Below are 1,820 nucleotides of genomic sequence, written 5' to 3'. Positions count from 1 at the left end.
GAGGCCCTGCTTTCATGCACGGCGTCCGCCGGACTCACCCGATCGAGACTCCCGTTCGACCGGCACCCCTCAAGATCGGAACGACAACAGCCACTAAGGCACCGCCGGGCGGCCGGAGAACTGTGAGATCGAAGTCGCCCACGGGGTTCCGCAGGCCGGAGAACATCCCCCCTGCGAAACCCCTGGCCGTCCACCGACCTCGTTTAGAGCGTCCGCCAGTAGGGCTGGGATGGCTTGGGGGGCACGACGGGCGCGGTTCTCGTTGATCACGGAGTTCCTGACGCTCTGTGATCGCGGAGAAGCCTGTGCCCGTCGTGCCCGAGTCCATTCTGGCTCCGATCCGACAGGAGTTCCTCGCTCTGCTGCCGTATCGGGAGGTCTCCCATCCGCTGGGCTGTCATCGGCCGAGGATCTCGGACGCGGTCGTTTTCGACCGGCTTGTGCTCGCTCTGGTGTCCGGGATGGGCTACGAGCGGGTGGCGGACACGGCATGCTCGGCGACCACGATCCGCCGGCGACGGGACGAGTGGATCGAGGCCGGGTTCCTTGGTCACCTGGTCCTCACGGTGCTGCGGGCCTACGACCGGATGGTGGGCTTGGACCTCGAGGACCTGGCCGCGGATGGCTGCATCACCAAGGCGCCCTCAGGCGGGGAGTGCGCCGGGAAGTCTCCGGTGGACCGTGGCAAGCGGGGCCTCAAGCGGTCCCAGCTGACCGACGGTTACGGGATACCCGTGGTCACGGTGCCCGCCGGCGCGAACATCCGCGACCACACGCTGCTGCCCGAAACCCTCGATGAGTTCGCCGAGTTGACCGAACACCTCGACCACGCCCCTCAGCACCCGGCCTTGAGCCTGGACGCCGGGTATGACTACCAGCTGGTCTACACCGATCTGGCCGAACGCGGGATCACTCCGCGCATCACCAAACGCGGCACGAAGACACCGATCCAGACCGACGGCCGCTGGGTGGCGGAGCGGACCGACTCGTAAATGAACAACTTCGGCAAGCTCCGCCGCAACACCGAACGACGCCGCCTGTGCACCGAGTTCTACCTCGCCTTGGCCACCGCCATCATCACCGTCCGCAGCCTGATCCGCCGGGCCTGGTACACCCGCCGCTGGGACACCCGACCCACCAGCCCCCGCATCCGATAGCCCCAGCTCACCTCCTACTGGAGGACGCTCCCATGGGCGTCGGCTCCTGCCGCCAGGATCAGGGCGACCGCCTCGTCGAGGGCGGCGATCTCCTCCTGGGTGAGGGTCGGATTGGCGGCCCGCCGGGCCCGCGCCTCAGGCAACAGCATGCCGTCGGTGCCGCCGAGTTGACGCACTAGGGCGGGTAGGACGGTCCGGGCGATTCCGGCGGCGGCCGGCATGGTGAGCGCCGCCTGCGCGATGATCAGCGCGGCCATCGCGGTGTCCAGGCCAGGAGGGCCCTCCTGGGCGGTGGCCCAGTCGATCACCACGGGGCCGTCGGGGGTGAGGAAGACGTTCTCCGGGTGCAGGTCGAGGTGGACGATGCGGTGGGCGGGGTCGGCCCCGGCCCGGGGCGGGATGGCGTGCAGTCGCAGCAGCAGATCGGCCAGCAACTCGCCCGCCTGCTCGCCGCTGAGGGTGCCCGCGACCAGCGCCTCACGCATCGTCGGCCCCGACAGCCGCTGCATCACCAACTCCCCGGCCGCCGCACCCGGCCACACCGCCGGCACCGGATACCCGTGCTCGGCTAGTGCCGTATCAGGCAACGTTCGCCTCGTCGTGACGTGTCGCCCGGTTGCTGAGCCGGGCGGCACCGGACCGTCAGAATGATCACGTGGCTGA

General features: G+C 69.3%; 1 protein-coding gene and 1 pseudogene. One reads left to right on the top strand and one right to left on the bottom strand.

Features of this window, described 5'->3' with window-relative positions; all coding sequences use genetic code 11:
- The first annotated feature begins 305 nt into the window (after positions 1-305).
- Positions 306-1,157, top strand: a pseudogene (locus ABZ885_RS40390) (transposase).
- A 14-nt stretch (positions 1,158-1,171) separates the two neighbouring features.
- Here the strand turns inward: ABZ885_RS40390 and ABZ885_RS40385 are convergent.
- Positions 1,172-1,666 (bottom strand): phosphotransferase, encoded by a 495-nt coding sequence (locus tag ABZ885_RS40385; RefSeq protein ID WP_360200077.1) that lies wholly within the window; start codon positions 1,664-1,666, stop codon positions 1,172-1,174.
- Positions 1,667-1,820 lie beyond the last annotated feature (154 nt).

It is taken from the genome of Kitasatospora sp. NPDC047058 (genome assembly GCF_040643935.1).
Lineage (GTDB): Bacteria > Actinomycetota > Actinomycetes > Streptomycetales > Streptomycetaceae > Kitasatospora.
This window is presented reverse-complemented; position numbering and strand designations above follow the sequence as displayed.

Coding starts and splice junctions, on each gene's coding strand:
- ABZ885_RS40385 (WP_360200077.1), bottom strand. CDS start 1,666: ATGCAGCGGCTGTCGGGGCCGACGATGCGTGAGGCGCTGGTCGCGGGC.